At 72.0% G+C, this 18,394-nt stretch carries 13 protein-coding genes; 9 read left to right on the forward strand and 4 right to left on the reverse strand.

What is annotated here, in order from left to right; all coding sequences use genetic code 11:
* Positions 1–17 precede the first annotated feature (17 nt).
* The 3 genes from ilvN to serA all read left to right on the forward strand — a co-directional run bounded on the left by ilvN (position 18) and on the right by serA (position 3,747).
* Entirely contained in the window at positions 18–542 is a 525-nt protein-coding gene (gene ilvN, locus ACQYWQ_RS22545; RefSeq protein ID WP_431039298.1) for an acetolactate synthase small subunit, read from the forward strand.
* A gap of 304 nt (positions 543–846) precedes the next feature.
* A complete protein-coding gene (gene ilvC, locus ACQYWQ_RS22550; protein WP_431037016.1) occupies positions 847–1,845 on the forward strand; it encodes a ketol-acid reductoisomerase in 999 nt (332 codons plus the stop codon).
* A gap of 306 nt (positions 1,846–2,151) precedes the next feature.
* Positions 2,152–3,747 carry a phosphoglycerate dehydrogenase gene (serA, locus tag ACQYWQ_RS22555; protein ID WP_431037018.1) on the forward strand — a complete coding sequence of 532 codons (1,596 nt, stop codon included), beginning with the start codon at positions 2,152–2,154 and terminating at the stop codon, positions 3,745–3,747.
* A gap of 243 nt (positions 3,748–3,990) precedes the next feature.
* Here the strand turns inward: serA and ACQYWQ_RS22560 are convergent, their stop codons facing one another.
* On the reverse strand, positions 3,991–5,736 hold the full coding sequence (locus tag ACQYWQ_RS22560; RefSeq protein WP_431037020.1) for an MFS transporter: 1,746 nt from the start codon (positions 5,734–5,736) through the stop codon (positions 3,991–3,993).
* A 165-nt stretch (positions 5,737–5,901) separates the two neighbouring features.
* On the opposite strand from ACQYWQ_RS22560, the gene ACQYWQ_RS22565 reads away from it, so the two are divergent.
* Positions 5,902–6,492 carry a TetR/AcrR family transcriptional regulator gene (locus tag ACQYWQ_RS22565; RefSeq protein WP_431037022.1) on the forward strand — a complete coding sequence of 197 codons (591 nt, stop codon included), beginning with the start codon at positions 5,902–5,904 and terminating at the stop codon, positions 6,490–6,492.
* A gap of 364 nt (positions 6,493–6,856) precedes the next feature.
* Here the strand turns inward: ACQYWQ_RS22565 and ACQYWQ_RS22570 are convergent, their stop codons facing one another.
* Positions 6,857–7,810, reverse strand: coding sequence for a LuxR family transcriptional regulator (locus ACQYWQ_RS22570; RefSeq protein ID WP_431037024.1), 954 nt, complete (start codon positions 7,808–7,810; stop codon positions 6,857–6,859).
* 169 nt (positions 7,811–7,979) lie between these two features.
* On the opposite strand from ACQYWQ_RS22570, the gene ACQYWQ_RS22575 reads away from it, so the two are divergent.
* On the forward strand, positions 7,980–10,787 hold the full coding sequence (locus tag ACQYWQ_RS22575; RefSeq protein WP_431037026.1) for a M4 family metallopeptidase: 2,808 nt from the start codon (positions 7,980–7,982) through the stop codon (positions 10,785–10,787).
* A gap of 186 nt (positions 10,788–10,973) precedes the next feature.
* On the opposite strand, the gene ACQYWQ_RS22580 is transcribed toward ACQYWQ_RS22575, so the two are convergent.
* Entirely contained in the window at positions 10,974–11,330 is a 357-nt protein-coding gene (locus ACQYWQ_RS22580) for a hypothetical protein (protein WP_431037028.1), read from the reverse strand.
* A gap of 207 nt (positions 11,331–11,537) precedes the next feature.
* The gene (locus tag ACQYWQ_RS22585) at positions 11,538–12,674 is read right to left on the reverse strand and encodes a PucR family transcriptional regulator (RefSeq protein ID WP_431037030.1); all 1,137 of its coding nucleotides are present in this window, start codon (positions 12,672–12,674) and stop codon (positions 11,538–11,540) included.
* Positions 12,675–12,935: 261 nt separating this feature from the next.
* Here ACQYWQ_RS22585 and ACQYWQ_RS22590 point away from each other — a divergent pair, with 261 nt between their 5' ends.
* From ACQYWQ_RS22590 to ACQYWQ_RS22605, 4 genes are all read left to right on the forward strand, one after another.
* Positions 12,936–13,862, forward strand: coding sequence for a proline dehydrogenase family protein (locus ACQYWQ_RS22590; protein ID WP_431037032.1), 927 nt, complete (start codon positions 12,936–12,938; stop codon positions 13,860–13,862).
* An 84-nt stretch (positions 13,863–13,946) separates the two neighbouring features.
* Positions 13,947–15,578: an L-glutamate gamma-semialdehyde dehydrogenase gene (gene pruA / locus ACQYWQ_RS22595; protein ID WP_431037034.1), complete on the forward strand. Its 1,632-nt coding sequence runs from the start codon at positions 13,947–13,949 to the stop codon at positions 15,576–15,578.
* Between the two features lie 322 nt (positions 15,579–15,900).
* Positions 15,901–17,727, forward strand: coding sequence for an acyl-CoA dehydrogenase (locus ACQYWQ_RS22600; protein WP_431037036.1), 1,827 nt, complete (start codon positions 15,901–15,903; stop codon positions 17,725–17,727).
* 432 nt (positions 17,728–18,159) lie between these two features.
* Positions 18,160–18,291 (forward strand): hypothetical protein, encoded by a 132-nt coding sequence (locus ACQYWQ_RS22605; RefSeq protein WP_007821745.1) that lies wholly within the window; start codon positions 18,160–18,162, stop codon positions 18,289–18,291.
* Positions 18,292–18,394 lie beyond the last annotated feature (103 nt).

Consider the following 18,394-nt stretch of genomic DNA (forward strand, 5'->3'; position numbering starts at 1 on the left):
CAGAAACGCACATGAACATGTCCAAGCACACGCTCTCCGTCCTGGTGGAGAACAAGCCGGGCGTCCTCGCCCGCATCACCTCCCTCTTCTCCCGGCGCGGGTTCAACATCGACTCGCTCGCCGTGGGCACCACGGAGCACCCCGACATCTCCCGCATCACCATCGTGGTGAATGTCGACGAGCTTCCCCTGGAGCAGGTCACCAAGCAGCTCAACAAGCTGGTCAACGTCCTCAAGATCGTGGAACTGGAACCCGGTTCGGCGATCCACCGGGAGCTGGTCCTGGTGAAGGTCAGGGCCGACAACGAGACCCGTTCGCAGGTCGTCGAGATCGTCCAGCTCTTCCGCGCGAAGACCGTGGACGTCTCGCCGGACGCCGTCACGATCGAGGCGACCGGCTCCAGCGACAAGCTGGAGGCCATGCTGAAGATGCTGGAACCCTTCGGCATCAAGGAACTCGTCCAGTCCGGCACCATCGCCGTCGGGCGCGGCGGACGGTCCATCACCGACCGTTCGCTGCGCGCCCTGGACCGCAGCGCCTGAGCGGCGGCCACCCGCCGCGGCGGCCACGAGGCGGCGCAGGGGGTCAGGCCCGCACCCGGTGCCGACCGCACGACGCCTCGCCCGGCTTCGTACCCGTAAGGAAAGTGCGCGACCCGCACCCGTACGACGGCGAGCCACCAGGACGCACCCCCGCGCGTGACCCGCGCACAGGTCTCCTTCGCACCACCCCGTCTCGCCGCGCGCGCCGGTCCCGGCCGGCGTTCGCATCCCGAGACCCGAGCACACACCAGACGGACCCCGCCGTACGGTGGGACGCACCATCCGCACACAAGGAGATAAACCAGTGGCCGAGCTGTTCTACGACGACGACGCAGACCTGTCCATCATCCAGGGCCGGAAGGTCGCGGTCCTCGGTTACGGCAGCCAGGGGCACGCCCACGCGCTCTCGCTGCGCGACTCGGGCGTCGACGTGCGGGTCGGTCTGCACGAGGGCTCCACGTCCAAGGCGAAGGCCGAGGAGCAGGGCCTCACCGTCCTGAGCCCCGCCGAGGCGAGCGCCTGGGCCGACGTCATCATGATCCTCGTGCCGGACCCGATCCAGGGCAAGATCTACGAGGAGTCCGTCAAGGACAACCTCAACGACGGCGACGCCCTCTTCTTCGGTCACGGCTTCAACATCCGCTTCGGCTTCGTCAAGCCCCCGGCCGGTGTCGACGTCTGCATGGTCGCCCCCAAGGGCCCCGGGCACCTCGTGCGCCGTCAGTACGAGGAGGGCCGCGGCGTTCCGTGTATCGCGGCCGTCGAGCAGGACGCGACCGGCAAGGCCTTCGACCTCGCGCTCTCGTACGCGAAGGCGATCGGCGGCACCCGCGCGGGCGTCATCAAGACGACCTTCACCGAGGAGACCGAGACCGACCTCTTCGGCGAGCAGGCCGTGCTGTGCGGTGGCACCGCGGCGCTCGTCAAGGCGGGCTTCGAGACCCTCGTCGAGGCCGGTTACCAGCCGGAGATCGCCTACTTCGAGTGCCTGCACGAGCTGAAGCTCATCGTGGACCTCATGTACGAGGGCGGCCTGGAGAAGATGCGCTGGTCCATCTCCGAGACCGCCGAGTGGGGCGACTACGTCTCCGGTCCGCGCATCATCACGGACCAGACCAAGGCCGAGATGAAGAAGATCCTCGGCGAGATCCAGGACGGCAGCTTCGCCAACACCTGGATGAAGGAGTACGAGGCGGGCCTGCCCAAGTACAACGAGTACAAGAAGGCCGACGAGGAGCACCTCCTGGAGACCACGGGCAAGGAGCTGCGCAAGCTCATGAGCTGGGTCGACGAAGAGGCCTGAGCCCCTCGCCCCGCCGTACGGGCGGGGTGCGCGACGACGGGGGCCGGGCGACCGGTCCCCGTCGTCGTACGGGGGGAGAGCGGCCACGGCGGGTACCCGAAACGGACGTACGTGCTATGGACACGTAGTCCAATCCCGAACGGGTGAACCGTCCGTACGGGCGGATCGAGCCCCCTGGTGCGGCACTACACTGCACTTCCATACGCGTCAGGCCCACAGTGTCGTGCGTCTTCCACGCGGCCAGAACCCCCTCCACCGCATGCGGCCGTCGGGACGGCCGTCCGCATAGGACTTGTGAGGACACACGTGAGCGCGCAAGACAAGCCTGTCGTACTGATCGCCGAGGAACTCTCCCCCGCCACCGTCGACGCCCTCGGCCCCGACTTCGAGATCCGCCACTGCGAAGGCGCCGACCGGGCCCAGCTCCTCCCGGCACTCGCCGACGTCGACGCGGTGCTCATCCGCTCCGCGACGAAGATCGACGCCGAGGCCGTGGCCGCGGCCCCGAAGCTCAAAGTCGTCGCCCGCGCGGGCGTCGGCCTCGACAACGTCGATGTCTCCGCCGCCACCAAGGCCGGCGTCATGGTCGTCAACGCCCCCACGTCGAACATCGTGACGGCGGCCGAGCTGGCCTGCGGCCTCCTCATCGCCACGGCGCGCAACATCCCGCAGGCGAGCCAGGCGCTCAAGGGCGGCGAGTGGAAGCGCTCGAAGTACACGGGTGTCGAGCTGGCCGAGAAGACCCTCGGCGTCGTGGGCCTCGGGCGCATCGGCGTCCTCGTCGCGCAGCGCATGTCCGCGTTCGGCATGAAGGTCGTCGCGTACGACCCGTACGTGCAGCCCGCGCGCGCCGCGCAGATGGGCGTCAAGCTCCTCACGCTCGACGAGCTGCTCGAAGTCGCCGACTTCATCACCGTGCACCTCCCCAAGACCCCTGAGACGCTCGGTCTCATCGGCGACGAGGCGCTCCACAAGGTCAAGCCCTCCGTGCGCATCGTCAACGCCGCGCGCGGCGGCATCGTCGACGAGGAGGCGCTCGCCTCCGCGCTCAAGGAGGGCCGCGTCGCGGGCGCCGGGCTCGACGTGTACACCAAGGAGCCCTGCACCGACTCGCCGCTCTTCCAGTTCGACCAGGTCGTGTGCACGCCGCACCTCGGCGCGTCGACCGACGAGGCGCAGGAGAAGGCCGGTATCGCCGTCGCGAAGTCCGTGCGCCTCGCGCTCGCGGGTGAGCTGGTTCCCGACGCGGTCAACGTGCAGGGCGGCGTCATCGCCGAGGACGTCAAGCCCGGCCTCCCGCTCGCCGAGCGCCTCGGCCGCATCTTCACCGCGCTCGCGGGCGAGGTCGCCGTCCGTCTCGACGTGGAGGTCTACGGCGAGATCACGCAGCACGACGTCAAGGTGCTCGAACTCTCCGCGCTCAAGGGCGTCTTCGAGGACGTCGTCGCGGAGACCGTGTCGTACGTCAACGCGCCGCTCTTCGCGCAGGAGCGCGGCGTCGAGGTCCGCCTCACGACCAGCTCGGAGTCCCCCGACCACCGCAACCTCGTGACGGTGCGCGGCACGCTCGGCGACGGAAGCGAGGTCGCGGTCTCGGGCACCCTCGCCGGGCCCAAGCACCTCCAGAAGATCGTCGCCATCGGTGAGCACACCGTCGACCTCGCCCTCGCCGACCACATGGTCGTACTGCGCTACGCCGACCGTCCGGGCGTCGTCGGCACCGTGGGCCGCGTACTCGGCGAGTCGGGCATCAACATCGCGGGCATGCAGGTCTCGCGCGCCGAGGAGGGCGGCGAGGCCCTCGCGGTCCTCACGGTCGACGACTCGGTCCCCGCCGACGTCCTCGCGGAGGTCGCGCAGGAGACGGGTGCGACGTCGGCGCGTGCGGTCAACCTGATCTGATCCCGGCGGGGGCGACGGCGCCCGCCGGGGTGCGGCTGTCCCGCACGGAGCGCTCGGGGGGTGCGGCTGTCCCGCGCGGAGCGCGAAGAGGCCCGCTTCCTCCCGCCTGAACGGCGGTGGGGGAGCGGGCCTCTTGGCGTGTACGGGGGCGGGGGCGGAGGGGTGCGGGCGGGTGCGGCCCGGGCGGGAGGGCGTGGGAAGGGCGGGCGCGGGCGCGCACGGTGCGGCGCGCGGGGGCGCGGGTCACGCGTCGTCCGGGAGCGCCTTCGCGGGGACGGGCGCGGGGGCGGCCGCCTGTGGGGGTACGGGAGCGGTGGGCGCGGTCCCGGTGGGGACGGGGCCGGGCGTGGGGTGGGCAGGGGTGGGGCCGGGCCCGGCGGCGTCCGCGTCCTTGCCTGTGTGCCTGCCCGCGGCCTGGCCCGTGTCCCCGTCCCTGTCCCTGTCCCTGTCCCTGTCCTTGTCCTTGTCCTTGTCGCGCAGGGTGAGGACGGCGCTCGCCGCGCAGAGGACGAAGAGCGCGGCGCACGTCCAGGCCGCGACGTGCATCCCGGAGACGAAGGCGTCGCGCGCCGTGCGCAGGAGCGCTGTGCCCTGTTCGCCGCCGATGCGCGTCGCGTGGGCCACGGCGCCGCCGAGCGTCTCGCGGGCGCTGTCCGGGAGGTTGTCCTGCCCGGCGTCGGTGACGCGGGCGCGGTAGACGGTCGTGGCGAGGGAGCCGAGCGTCGCGAGCCCGAGCGCGCCGCCGAACTCCTGGCCCGTCTCCCACAACGCCGACGCGGTGCTCGCGCGTTCGACGGGCACGGCGCCCATCGCGAGGTCGGTGAGCTGCGAGAGCACGGTCACGATGCCGACGGCGAGCAGTCCCGCCGCGGTCAGGATCAGCGCGAGCGAGTCGGTGCCCAGCAGCCCCATCACCGCCATGCCGCTCGCGCTCAGGACGAAGCCTGAGGCGACGACGCGTCCGCGCGGTACGCCGCGCTGCACGAGCGCCGTCACGACGGGGGCCGCCGCACCGATCGGGACCGAGGGCACGAGGCTCCACAACGCGGCCTGGAGGGCGCTGAGTCCGAGGACCGACTGGAGGTACTGCGTCGTGAAGAACGAGGAGCCCAGCATCCCGAAGGCGCCGATCGTGCCGAGGAGAAGCGCGCCGCGGTAGCCGCGCACCCTCAGGAGCGCGGGCGGCACCATCGGCCGCTCGACGGTGCGCTGCCTGCGGACGAACAGGACCAGGAAACCGAGCCCGGCGGCCAGGGCGAGGGCGTAGGAGGGGCGCATCCCGTTGCCGGGGATCTCCTTGAGCGCCCACACCAGGGGCAGGACGGCGGCGAGGGAGAGCGGCACGCTGAGCAGGTCGAACTTCCCGCCGTCGGGGTCGCGGTACTCGGGGATGAGGAGCGGCGCGAGGACGAGCAGCAGGAGCATCGCGGGCAGGTTCACGAGGAAGACGGAGCCCCACCAGTAGTGCTCGACCAGGACGCCGCTCACGACGGAGCCGAGCGCGATACCGCCCGTCAGGACGGCGGTCCACGCGCCGATCGCGCGGGCCCGCTGCTTCGCGTCCTCGAAGAGGACGCGGACGAGGCCCATCGTCGAGGGCATGAGCGTGGCGCCGCCGACGCCGAGCACGGCACGCGCGGCGATGAGCATCTCGGGGGTCGTCGCGTACGCGGCCGCCGCGCTCGCCGCGCCGAACGCCGTGGCGCCGCACAGCAGGAGCCTGCGGCGCCCGATGCGGTCGCCGAGCGACCCCATCGTGAGGAGGAGCCCGGCGAGCAGGAAGCCGTAGACGTCGTAGATCCACAGCTGTTCGGTGCCGCTCGGGGCGAGATCGGCGTTGATGGCCGGGACCGCGAAGAAGAGCACCGAGGTGTCCATCGCGACCATGAGGAGGGCGAGCAGGAGGACGGTGAAGGCGGCCCACTCACGGCGGCCCGCACGAGGCGCGGATTCCGGGCGGTGGCCTGGGGCGAGGTGTTCTGAGGTCATGGGAAGAACGCTAGAGGCGGATCTGTACGGGTGTCTATGACGACTGTATAGGACGCCTGTTTAATACGTTCGTTTCATACATGTGTCTACGTGTTCTGGCGTAGGTCGTCCACGCATCTGTACAAGCGTCTGTGACGCGCGTCAGAACCCCGTTACGCTTCCCGTATGGGACACCGTGAGGATCTGCTCGAAGGCGCCAAACGCTGCTTGCTGGACAAGGGGTTCGCCGCCACGACGGCGCGCGACATCGTGCGGGAATCGGGCGCGAACCTCGCATCGATCGGCTACCACTACGGCTCGAAGGACGCGCTGCTCGGGCGCGCCTACGTCGCGCTCGTGGAGGAGATGGACCTGAGTCCGGCCGAAGGGACGCCGGGTGCCGACGCGGCGCCCGGCACCCTCGCGCACTTCCGCGCGACGTGGGAGGCCGTGCTCGCCTCGTTCCCCACGCAGCGCCCCCTCTGGCGGCTCAGCTTCGAGATGGCGCTCTTCGGCGACCGCTGGCCCGCCGCGCGCGACGTGCTCATCGCCGCGCAGCCGGCGGGTCGTTCAGGGCTCCTCGCCGCCTTCTCCGGACTCGACGAGGACTCCCTGCCCCCCGAACTCGTCGACACAGAGGGCCGCCTCCACATGACGCTGCTCAACGGCCTCACCCTCCAGTGGCTCTTCGACCCCGAATCGGCCACGACGGCGGAGGCCCTGACGGAGGGCATGCGGAGCTTCCTGGGGCGGGTGTGGGAGTACGGCGAGGACTGACAAGGGCGGGAGGCGGGACGCTACGTCGCGGGGGAGGGGGGCCACGTCGCGCGGGGACGGGTCGGCGACGTCGCGCGGGGACGGGTCGGCGACGTCGCGCGGGGACGGGTCGGCGACGTCGCGCGGGGCGCCGCTACGTCGCGTACGGGCGGGGGCGTTCCGCGCGACGTCGCCCCGCGCGACGCTCCCCTCCCGCGACGTCGCCCCGCGCCACGTCGCCCCGCGCCACGTCGCCCCGCGCGCCGTGTCACGCCGCGCCGCCTCCCCGCCGCCGCGCGTCCTCACACCGCGCAGCGCGGCGCCCCGGCGTCACGCCCCGTACTGCCGCAAGGCCCCGTACTGCCGCCCCGCCCCGTACCCCTCCTCACTCCTCCTCCGCCTCGTCGCGCAGGTGCCAGCCGAGCTGGAAGCGTGTGGCGGCGCCCGTGCGGTCCATCATGCGGCGGATGCGGCGGTGGACGGTGCGGACCGAGGTGTTCATGCGCTGGGCTATCGCCTCGTCGGTGAGGCCGGCGAGCATGAGGGTCTGGATCGCGCGGTCGTCCTCGCCGCGGGAGTGGCCGCTCAGCGGCCTGGCGCGCTGCCAGACCTGCTCGAAGAGGGCGGTGAGCGCGCCGACGACGCCGGGGGCGTGGACGATCGCGGCGTGCTCGGCGATGTCGTCGGGGTCCTGGCGGAGCGGCAGCAGGGCGTGCTCGCGGTCGACGACGACGAGTTTGGTGGGGACCTCGGCGGCGACCCGTATCTCCTCGCCCATCGAGACACCGAGCGTGAGCAGGGCGAGGTCCTGCTCGACGACGGCCGGTTCGACGACGACGCGGATGTGTACGCCGCGCTCGATGGCGGTCAGTTCGGCCGGGTTGTCCGCGCGCTGCACCGCGACGGCGGGGCCCTTGCTGAGGTTGAGGACCTCGCGCCTGGCCCCGCGCTGAAGCTGGAGGAAACGGTGCCGAATGTTCTCCGGGCCGTGCACGATCTCCATGCTGTCGCCGGTGCCGCGCCGGGCGACGGTGGTGCGGTAGGAGGCGTCGAGCTTGGCGATCTCGGCCGAGACCGCGCGCAGTTCGTCCTGCCGCACCGCGAGCAGCGACCCGAGCGCGAGCTGCGGCGGCGCGGGTTCCCACCACAGGGCCTCGGCGTGCCCCGCTCCGAGCCTGGTCACCAGGCCCGTGGCGCGCAGCTCCTCCAAGGTGTCCACGACACGGGGGAGTTCGAGGGCGCAGGATTGCGCGAGGGATTCCGCCGTGGCCGTACCGGCTTCGACGAGGTGGCGGTAGACGCACTCTTGTGACCGGTTGAGATCGAGATTGTGCAGCACTTTTCCCTGTTTCGTCCCCGCCCCCGTCATCACCTGTCCATCCGATTATCACTGACAAGTTCTTGCCATTGACAGTGATGCGACACGTGGGGCCATTGCCCACGCACCTGGTCGCTCGCGACGATTCCGGAGGTCCACTCCTCACCCCCCCCCTTCCAGAAGGTCAGGCATGTCCTCCTCCAGCACCAGACGCATACGGCTGGCCGCCGCCACCTCGACGGCCGCGCTCCTGTGCGGGCTGTTCACCACGCTGCCCGCACAGGCCGCACCCCCGCAGACCGGGTCCGACCACACCCCGGACCGCGTCGCGGGCTCGCACACCAAGGTTCCGTCCTTCGTCCGCGGTCTCAAGGACCGTGCGGCGAAGTCCGCTTCGGGCAAGAAGGAGACCCCGGCCGTCGCCGCCGAGGAGCACCTCGCCCAGCACGACGACGTCTTCCACACGAAGAACCTCGACCTGTCGAAGCCGAGGTCGAGCACGGTCGACGGCCGTACGACGGTCAGCTTCACGCAGCGCCACAAGGGCATCCCGGTCCTCGGCGCCGAGTACAAGGTGCACACCAAGGGCACCGAGGTCGAGTCCGCGAGCGGCAGCCTCTTCACCGACCTCAAGGTCGGCGCGACGCCGAAGCTGACGTCGAAGCAGGCGCAGAATCGTCTCTTCGCCGACGAGAGCCTCCGCAAGCTGAGCCCCGAGGGCCGCACGATCGAGGCGCACGACCTCGTCGTCCTGCCCAAGGGCGAGGGCGTCCTGACCTACCACTTCACCGTGAAGGGGACCCAGCGCTCCGGCGAGCCCGTGAGCCAGCAGGTCTACGTCGACGCGCACACCGGTGGCATCGCCTTCTCGTACAACGACATGGCCGGTATCGCCGCGGCCGGTACGGCGGCGAGCGCCCCCGCCCGGGCGCGGGCCGCCGACGCGGAGCCCGGTGTCACCGAGGGCCCGGTCACCGCGACGGGCACCACCTACGACGGCGACACCGTCGACCTGAACGCCTACCAGCGCGCCGACGGCAAGGTCGAGCTGCGCGACCAGACGCAGACGATGTTCCAGAAGACCGGTGGCGAGATCCTCACGTACGACGCGCAGCGCGGCGACGTGAAGAATTACCAGAGCGTGCTCCCCGCCGACACCCCGCTCGCCGCCGCCGACTCCACGGAGTTCCCGGCCGAGGCGACCGACACGGGGGCGGTGGACGCGCACACCAACGCGGCCAAGGTCTACGCCTTCTACAAGAAGCAGTTCAAGCGCGACGGCATCGACGGCAAGGGCGGCACGATGCGCTCGGTCGTCAACGTCACGTCGAACGGTGTCGCGTACCCGAACGCGTTCTGGGACGGCACCAAGATGGTGTACGGCAACATCAACGGCGCCCCGGCCTCGGTCGGCCTCGACGTCGTCGGGCACGAGATGACCCACGGCATCACCGAGCACACCGCCGGGCTCCTCTACGTCTCCCAGTCCGGCGCGCTCAACGAGGCGATCAGCGACTACTTCGGCGAGGCGATGGAGGTCGATGACGAGGGCCTCGCGATGAACGACCCGATGGCGGGTCTCATCGGTGAGGACCTGTGCGGCCACGACGAGGACCCGGCCACGTGCGCGCTGCGCGACCTCAGTGACGGCCGCCGCGCCGACCGCGACTTCATCAACATCCCGCTCGCCAGCGACAACGGCGGCGTCCACTCGAACTCCACCATCATCGGCGGGGCCATGTGGGACATGCGCAAGTCGCTGAGCAAGAAGTTCGCCGACAACGTCATCTACACGGCGGCGCTGGAGAACTTCACGCCGTGGACGGACTTCCTCCAGGCGCGCTACGGCATCGTCGACGCCGCGCGTCGTCTCGGCGCCACCAACACCCAGCTCCAGAAGATCAACAACGCCTTCGACGCGCACGGCATCGTGCCCGGCTGGGAGGACGTCGAGGCGCCGCGCGACGCCGTCACCCTCGCCAAGGACGTCGCGCCCGGCGCCGAGGGCATGGACATGTCGCACACCATCGCCGTCGACGGCGACCGCTGGGCGACCTCGTACGTCGACCTGAAGAGCTTCTTCGACGGCACGCCCGAGTACGGCATCAAGACCGGCAAGATCTCGCAGCCCGAGAAGGGCGCCAACGACATCTCGACGCCGGGCGTCTGGATGATCGACCCGGCCCTCAAGGGCAACAAGCTGTACTACAGCCGCGTGGGCGTCAACGGCGCGGACATCGTCAGCAGGCCCGCGGGCGGGGGCAAGAACGCGCAGGAGACCGTCGTCGCGGGCGGCCCCGGTGACCAGCGCGAGGCCGACGTCGACGGCAACGTCGTGACCTGGGTCGACATCCAGGGCGACGAGGCCGACGTGTGGGTCAGGCAGGGCAGCAAGCCCGCCGTCAACATCACCCCGGAGCCGGGCACGAGCGCCGTGCGCCCGCAGATCGCCGGTGGCAAGGTCTCGTTCATCGACTACGGCGGCGCGTCGACGACGATGCTCAACGTCTACGACCTCGCGACGAAGAAGCTGACCGTCACGAAGGCCGGCGACCTGCTCAGCTCGGCGACCGACTACGTCTCGAACGGCAAGTACGGCTTCGCTGTCATCACCAACCCGTTCCTGCTCGGTTTCCAGAGCGCCAAGGGGTACGACCTGTCCGACCCGGCGAACACCGCCAAGCAGAAGAGCGTCAAGCTCCGGTCGATCTTCGGCTCCGGCGTGCAGCTCGCGGCCAACGACACCCAGCTCGTCCGCACCGACCTGCTCTCCGCGACGCTCGGCGGCGCCACCAACGCCAACATGCCGAAGCTTGAGGTCGCCGATGTCGAGGACGTCATGACCGGCGACGGCGGCACGTGGCAGCGCGTCTCCTGCGCCCCGACCGGCCAGATGTACCCGGGCATGGACGACGGCTCGCAGCGCGTCGTCTGGGCCGACACGCGCGGCACGACCGACATCGTGACCCGCGAGACCCCGGCGGGCGCCTGCTCCTGACGCCCACCGGTGACCCGAGCGCGCCGGGGGGCGCGTGACGGCTCCCTCGGGCGTGACGCGTCACGCGTCACGCACCACCGCCGCCCCGTGGCTCATGCCGCGGGGCGGCGCCGTGCGACGCGGCGGCGCGACGTCGCGTGGCGTGGCGTGGCGTCGCGTCGCGCGGCGCGACGTGGGCGGGCGGCGTCACGTACGCGGCGTACGCGGCGTCGGCCGCGCGTCGAGTACGTACGCGGCCCAGCGCTCCACGAGCGCGCGGTCCGCTTCCCGCGGCGCGGCCAGCACCACGACCGCGTCGGCCTCGGACAGCTCACGCGCCGTCAGCGGCACGCACAGGAGCCCCGCCGGGTGCGCGCTCGTCGCCGCGTGCGCCACCGCGGCGCGTACGTGCGCGCCCGCCGCGTGCAGGAGCCGCGCGAGCGGCGGCACCGGCGCGCCGCCACCCCCGCCGTCCCCGCTCCCGCGCGCGAGACCGAGCAGCAGGACGCGGGCGCCCACGAGCGCGACGCCGCGTGCCGCGAGCCCCTCGGCGAGGCGGCTCACGACTGGAGCGTGGTCCGGCGCGGGGCCTGGGCCCGTGGGTACCGCGGTGACATCACCTTCCGTCATGGACGTATATGACCTGAAAAAGTGACCGGTGGGGGAGTGGATACGGCGACCACGTGCCCCGTACCACCCGGACGCCGCAGCGGCGCACGCCGCGGCGTCACGACGCGGCCGCGGTCCGCCACGCGGCCGCGGCCCGCCACGTCACAACCGCGCCGCCTTCACCCCCATGTGCAGCAGCAACCGGTGCTCCCCGTCGTCCAGGTCCAGGCCCGTCAGCTGCTCCACCCGCGAGAGCCGGTAGTACAGCGTCTGCCGGTGGATGCCCAGCGCCGCGGCCGTGCGGCCCGCCTGGCCCGCGTGGTCCAGGAAGACCTCGACGGTGCGCGCCAGCTCCGCGTGGGCGGGCGAGAGGAGGTCACGCAGGACGGGGTCGTGCGCCGCGCCGGGCGGCAGCGCGGTCAGGAGGCGGTACGGGCCGACAGCGGACCACTGCGCGACCGGGCCGAGCGCCGGTTCCGCCGCCGCCGCGCGGGCCGCGGCGACGGCCTCCCGCCACAGCTCGGGCACCTCCGCCGGGCCGCGTCGCGGAGCCCCCACACCCGCCGCGGCGCCCGTCGCGAGCTGCCCCGCCGCCGAGAGCACCGACGCGGGCACGCCCGTCCCCGTCCGTACCCGCACGAGCAGCGCGAGGCGTCTGCCGCCGCCCGCCGTCGGCAGGACGCACGCCGCGGCGGTGCCGGGGACGCGGCGCGCGGGCGGCGGCTCGTCGGCGGGCCACGGCGCGACGCAGAGGACGGTGTAGAGGTCGTCGGCGTGCGGCCCGAGCGCGGCGCGCAGCGCGGCGAGCGCCGTGTCGCGCTCCCAGCCGGCCGCCGTCGTCACGGCGCGCCGGAACTCGCGCGTGGCCGCGTCCTCCGCCGTCGCCTCGTCGGCGAGCAGCTCACCGATCCGGTCGGCGACCTGCATCGCCGAGGCGAGCTGGGGAGCGGTCGGCCCGTGCGCGCCGTCGAGCAGCCACACGTACCCGTACACCGTCCCCGCGTGCCGCACGGGCAGGCAGATGCGATCGCGCAGCACCCCCGCGTCCGGCGAGGCCGGGATGCGTACCGGGCCCGTCGCGCGCGCGATGCCGAAGCCCTCGAACCACGCCCGCACCTGCGCCGACGACGTGCGCGTGAGGATCGTGCGCGTACGCACCTGGTCGAGCGACTCCTCGCCGCCCGGCCCGCCGTCGTGGGCGCCGAAGGCGATGAGCCCGAAGTCCTTGTCCTCCAGCGTCGCCGGGGCACCGAGCAGCGCGGAGATCTCGTCCACGAGTTCCTGGTAGTCGGCCTTCACCCCACCATTGTCGCGCGCCCGGACAGTCGTTTCATACAAATGTCTGAGAACCGAACGGGGGATGCGTGACAGGTGTCGATGGCATACGCGGCGTCGCGTCCCGAGAATCGGCAGTGACTGCGGTGTGGTCCCGTGCACACAAGGCACGCGTGCTCACCGGCAGCTCCTGCCGCGTTCCCCCGCGCGACAGGTCTCGATCCGCCTTCCCCGCCCCACCCCCCCCGGGCGGGGAAGGCGCCCGTCCGCATCGTGGAGGTCCCCGTGCTGGGTCCCGTGATTCTCGCCGCGTCGCGCAGCGACCGGCTGCGCCGCGTCGTCTCGGCCGCGCCCGTCACCAAGCCGGTCGTGAACCGCTTCATCCCCGGCGAGAGCGTCGACCAGATCGTCCCGATCATCGTCGACGCCACGAGCAAGGGCCTGGAGCTGACGATGGACGTCGTCGGCGAGGACATCACGACGCCCGAGCAGGCCGCCGCCGCGCGCGACGCCTACCTGGAGCTGATCGAGCACCTCACGGCACTCGACCTCGGCACCCGCGCCGAGATGTCCGTCAAGCTCTCGATGTTCGGGCAGGCGCTGGAGGGCGGCCATGAGCTGGCCCTCGCCAACGTCCGCCCCGTCGTCGAGGCCGCCGCGGCGATCGGCACGACGGTCACGCTCGACGCCGAGGACCACACGACGCTCGACTCGATGTTCGCGATCCACGAGGAGCTGCGGAAGGACTTCCCGCAGACCGGCTGCGTCATCCAGGCCTACCTCTTCCGCACCGAGGACGACGCGCGCCGCCTCGCCGCCGCCGGCAGCCGCGTGCGCGTCGTGAAGGGCGCCTACAAGGAGCCCGCCTCGGTCGCCTACCAGGAGAAGCCGGAGATCGACAAGGCGTACGTCCGCGTCCTGCGCATCCTCATGGAGGGCGACGGCTACCCGATGGTCGGCTCGCACGACCCCCGTATCGTGGAGATAGCGCAGGAACTGGCGCGCCGCGCGGGCCGCAAGCCCGGCGACTTCGAGTTCCAGATGCTGTACGGCATCCGCTCCGACGAGCACGTACGGCTCGCCCGCGAGGGCCACCGGATGCGCGTCTACACCGCGTACGGCACCGACTGGTACGGCTACTTCATGCGGCGTCTCGCCGAGAAGCCCGCCAACCTCCTCTTCTTCCTGCGCTCGGTCCTCACCAAGAACTGAGGACCGGGGCTCCGTCCTCGCCCAGCACCGCCCGCGCGGCGGCCCCCGTACCGCGCACCCCCGACCCCAAGGAGAACGGACATCATGGACGCTGTGACCCAGGTCCCCGCCCCCTACAACGAGCCCGTTCACGGCTACGCGCCCGGCAGCCCCGAGCGCGCCCGCCTGGAGACCAAGCTCAAGGAGCTGGCCGAGAACCCGATCGAGCTGCCCATGACCATCGGGGGCGTCAAGCGCCTCGGCGGCGGCGAGGAGTTCAAGGTCGTCCAGCCGCACGCCCACGCGTCCGTCATCGGTACGGGTCGCGGCGCGACGCGGCAGGACGCGCAGGACGCGATCGACGCCGCGCTCGCCGCGGCCCCGGCTTGGCGCGCGATGTCCTTCGACGACCGCGCCGCGATCATCCTGCGCGCCGCCGACCTGCTCTCCGGGCCGTGGCGCGAGACCATCGCCGCCTCGGTCATGCTCGGCCAGGGCAAGACCGCGCAGCAGGCCGAGATCGACGCGCCGTGCGAGCTGGTCGACTTCTGGCGCTTCAACGTCCATTACGCGCGCCAGATCCTCGCCGAGCAGCCCCCGGCGAACTCGCGGACCGTGTGGAACCGCATGGACCACCGGCCGCTCGAAGGCTTCGTCTACGCGATCACGCCGTTCAACTTCACGGCGATCTCGCTCAACCTGCCGACCGCGCCCGCGCTCATGGGCAACGTCGTCGTGTGGAAGCCGTCCCCGACCCAGACCCACGCCGCCGTGCTCATGATGCGGCTCCTGGAGGAGGCCGGGCTGCCCAAGGGCGTCATCAACCTCGTCACGGGCGACGGCATCGCCGTCTCGGACGTCGCGCTCAACCACCGCGACCTCGCCGGCATCCACTTCACCGGTTCCACCAAGACCTTCCAGCACCTGTGGAAGACGGTCGGCACCAACATCGAGAAGTACCGCACCTACCCGCGCCTCGTCGGCGAGACCGGCGGCAAGGACTTCGTCGTCGCCCACCCGAGCGCCGACCGCGCCGTGCTCAAGACCGCGCTGACGCGTGGCGCCTTCGAGTACCAGGGCCAGAAGTGCTCCGCGACCTCGCGCGCCTACATCCCGGCCTCGATCTGGAACGACGGCTTCAAAGAGGAGTTCGCGGCCGAGGTCGACGGCATCGCGATGGGCGACGTCACCGACTTCAGGAACTTCATCGGCGCCGTCATCGACGAGCGCGCCTTCGCGAAGAACAAGGCCGCGATCGACCGTGCCAAGGCCGACGACTCCTGCACGATCGTCGCGGGCGGTACGTACGACGACTCCGTGGGCTACTTCGTGCGCCCGACCGTCATCGCGTGCACCGACCCGGAGAACGAGGTCTTCACGACCGAGTACTTCGGCCCGATCCTCGCCGTGCACGTCTACGAGGACGACGCCTATGAGGCCATGCTCGACCAGATGGAGTCGGTCTCCGACTACGCCCTGACCGGTTCGGTCATCGCGAGCGACCGTGCGGCGGCCGCCTTCACGATGGACAAGCTCCGCTACGCGGCCGGCAACTTCTACATCAACGACAAGTCGACCGGCGCCGTCGTCGGCCAGCAGCCCTTCGGCGGCGGCCGTGCCTCCGGCACCAACGACAAGGCCGGGGCCCCGCAGAACCTCCAGCGCTGGACGCTCACGCGCGCCATCAAGGACTCGCTGGTCTCCCCGACCGACTACACCTACCCCCACATGGGCTGACGGCAGCCCCGGGCGCAAGGCCCGTCCCCGCGTACGGGCCCCCGTTCCCCGGGGGCCCGCCGCGCCCCCGCCCCCGCCCCCGGCCCTGGTGCTCATACCGGCCGGGGGCGGTGCCGCGTTCGGGGGCGGGGGAGGGGGCGCGTTCCCCCCTCCCCCCCGCGCGTTCCCCCCCCCGGCACCGACGCCGTCTCCGGTCGCGCCGCTTCCACTCGCGCCGCCTCGCATCCGTTCCGCTCCACCCCTGTTCCCAGAGCTAAGCGTCCGCTTAGTATGGGGGAGCGGCCGGGACCACGTGCCGCGTCTCGCAGCCCCGGAGAGGATCATGGCGAAGAACGCGAAGACCGCCGAGAAGAGCGGCTCCCTGCTCCTGTCCCGCAGGGACCTGAGCTTCCTCCTGCACGAGTGGCTGCACGTCGAGGACCTGACCGCCCGCCCCCGTTACGCCGAGCACGACCGCGCGACGTTCGACGCGGTGCTCGAACTGAGCGAGACCCTCGCCGCGCGTCACTTCGCGCCGCACAACAAGCTCGGCGACGCGCACGAGCCCACCTTCGACGGCGAGCGCGTGCACATCGTCCCCGAGGTCGGCGAGGCGCTCAAGGTCTTCGCCGACGCCGGGCTCACGAGCGCCGGGCTCGACGCCTCGGTCGGCGGGATGCAGCTGCCGCGCGTCGTCACGGACGCGTGCTTCGCGTGGTTCCAGGCGGCGAACGTCGGCACGTCCGCGTACCCCTTCCTCACCATCGGCAACGCGAACCTGCTCCTCGCCCACGGCAGCCAGGAGCAGATCGACACCTTCGTGCGGCCCATGTCCGAAGGCCGCTGGTTCGGCACGATGTGCCTCTCCGAGCCGCAGGCGGGGTCCTCGCTCGCCGACGTCCGCACCCGCGCCGAGCACGCGGGCGACGGCACGTACCGCCTCTTCGGCAACAAGATGTGGATCTCGGGCGGCGACCACGAGCTGACCGAGAACATCGTGCACCTCGTCCTCGCCCGCACCCCGGGAGGACCGGCGGGCGTCAAGGGCCTCTCGCTCTTCGTCGTGCCCAAGCGCCTCGTCGAGCCGGACGGCACGCTCGGCGCGCGCAATGACGTCGTGCTCGCCGGGCTCAACCACAAGATGGGCTACCGGGGCACGACCAACACGCTCCTCAACTTCGGCGAGGGCGCGCACCGTCCCGGCGGCGAGGCGGGCGCGGTCGGCTACCTCGTCGGCGAGGAGAACAAGGGCCTCGCGTACATGTTCCACATGATGAACGAGGCGCGCATCGGCGTAGGGCTCGGCGCGACCGCGCTCGGCTACACCGGCTACCTGCACGCGCTCGACTACGCGCGCACGCGCCCCCAGGGCCGCCCCGTCGCCGCGAAGGACCCCGCGAGCCCGCAGGTCCCGATCATCGAGCACACCGACGTGCGCCGGATGCTCCTCGCGCAGAAGGCGTACGTCGAAGGCGCCCTCGCCCTCACCCTCTACTGCGGCCGGCTCGTCGACGAACAGCGCACCGCGCCGGACGAGGCGGCGCGCGAGGAGGCGGGGCTGCTCCTCGACATCCTCACGCCGATCGCCAAGAGCTGGCCCTCGCAGTGGTGCCTGGAGGCGAACAGCCTCGCGATCCAGGTGCACGGCGGCTACGGCTACACGCGCGAGTACGACGTCGAGCAGTTCTACCGCGACAACCGCCTCAACCCCATCCACGAGGGCACCCACGGCATTCACGGCCTCGACCTCCTCGGCCGCAAGGCGGTCATGAAGGGCGGCGCCGCGCTGCGCCTCCTGCTCGGCCGCTTCGAGGAGACGGCGCGCCGCGCGGCGTCGGCGGGCGGCGACGCCGCGACGTACGCGACGTCCCTGCGCGAGGCGGCGGCGCGCCTCGGCGCCGTGACGGCGCGGCTGTGGCGGGACGGCGACGCGCGCGTCGCGCTCGCCAACGCCTCCGTCTACCTGGAGGCCGCCGGCCACGTCGTCCTCGCCTGGATCTGGCTCGAACAGCTCCTCACGGCCGACGAGGGCGAAGGGAGCTTCTACGCGGGCAAGCGGGCCGCCGCGCGTTACTTCTTCCGGTACGAGCTGCCCCGTACGGGCCCGCAGTTCGCGCTGCTCGAAAGCCTCGACACGACGGCGGCCGACATGGAACCCGACTGGTTCTGAGGCTCCGGCCGGTTTCACGGGCCCGTCCGGGGGAGGGGCGAGGGGGCGGCTCCGGCGCACGCGGCGTGGCGCGTGCGCCGCGGCCGTCTCAGATAGTAGGAAGTCCGAGTAATTGTGGAGACAGCGACGCCGAGCTGACCTAGCTTTGTAGGAGCCGGACTGTTCTCGCCCGACCTGGCGAAGGCGGTCGTGGCCGTGGCCCCGCGCAGGCGAACCCTGCGGGCCCGGTCCCCGCCCCGGACGGCGCGCACCCCGTGGTCCCCGTACCCCGGCATCCCGTCGGACGTACCCGGCTCAGCGGGCCCCGTCGCCACAGTCCACCCTCCACGCCCGACTCGGCCGCACCGCGCCCCGACGCGGACCGGACGGCGCGGCGTGCCCCCACCGCCCACGGGCCATCCGTGGACCTGGACCTGCTAGGAGTCGATCCTCATGGCCGCAGAGACGACCGTCCGCCGCGTCCGCCACTCCGCCACGCGCAGCGAGGCCGAGCGCCGCAACGCCGCCGCCGCGCTCCAGCGCGCCCTCGACCGCCGCGACAACGGCGGCCAGACCGGGCACTGACGCGCCGTCGCCCCCTCCCGCGGGGCGCGCCGAGCTGGTACACATACGCCACCGGGAGCCGCCGGTCGCCCGGCCGGCCCGTAAGGACGCGGGCCGGCCGGCA

The sequence above is a fragment of the Streptomyces sp. P6-2-1 genome (assembly GCF_050613165.1).
Taxonomy (GTDB): domain Bacteria; phylum Actinomycetota; class Actinomycetes; order Streptomycetales; family Streptomycetaceae; genus Streptomyces.